The sequence below is a fragment of the Motilimonas thetidivivens genome (assembly GCF_046452435.1).
Lineage (GTDB): Bacteria > Pseudomonadota > Gammaproteobacteria > Enterobacterales > CBDFNC01 > Motilimonas.
On the sequence record NZ_JBKFDK010000059.1, the window covers coordinates 1 to 923 of the forward strand.

The following is a 923-nucleotide window of genomic DNA, read 5'->3' on the forward strand; positions in this document are numbered from 1 at the left end:
AGTGGGGCGCCAATGAGCGGATCGGTTCAGATTCGTCAACGATTATCCGTTCTGTGACCTTAGGCTTTGAAAATAGCCCTTTGATGGTTTTAATCATTTACCAATAATTCTTACTGTTAGGGCCGGTCCATTGATGCACCTGCTTGGGCCAACGCCAACGGAAAGGGTTGTAAGCAATTGACATTAAAGGGCAAAAGAAAATGAACATGAAGGGACTAATTAACAAAATTATTGTGTACATTCGTAATTGTACTAAGAGTGAATCGCCCTTTCTTGGGCGGCCATCAATGTGTTTTTCCCCAGGTTCGTTATATACCCCACCCAAGCCTTGCGTCATGTATTTATTAATATAATTCCACATTTGTACAGGCTCTTCGCAACTGGCACTGTTGTTATAAAGGGTTAGGGCAACGGCAGCCCGATTGGGATGGGGCGGCACTTGGTGCTCACCGTATAACCACACCACTTGGCGGCAGTTGCGCATCAGTTGGCCGCTGCCGATGTGGTCTTGTAATGCTAATAAGCTGATATTGAACTCGGCCCATGGAATACGATAAAGCTTAAAGCGGTGCCAAATGTAAACTTCTTGTTTGGCGCGGTTAAAGCGCATGGGCATTTGCAATGGCCGAAGAAATGAGATGGCCCAACAAAGAAATAAACCGGCCAAGAACCATTCTGTTGCCCCTGTGTTGCTGAGCATCCAATCAAACTTTCTGATAGCTACCAGTAAAAGAAAAGCAGGAACGCACAAAAAGACGTACATACCGAATGCTAATCCCCGTTGCGTGGTACCTATGTGCCGAAAGTCCATATAGGTGTCGTTGATTGCGGCCACTTTATAGGCCCAAGTGCCGTCAGAGTCTTCATCAGTTAGGCGTACGTGTTTGACGGGTGGGCTTAATATGTCTTCTTTTAAACGGCCA

General features: G+C 46.0%; 1 protein-coding gene. It reads right to left on the reverse strand.

From position 1 onward, the window contains the following. Positions 1 to 97: 97 nt before the first annotated feature. Positions 98 to 923 (reverse strand): DUF6708 domain-containing protein (locus tag ACK8OT_RS19220; RefSeq protein ID WP_410198123.1); only part of this gene is annotated, 826 nt, incomplete at its 5' end.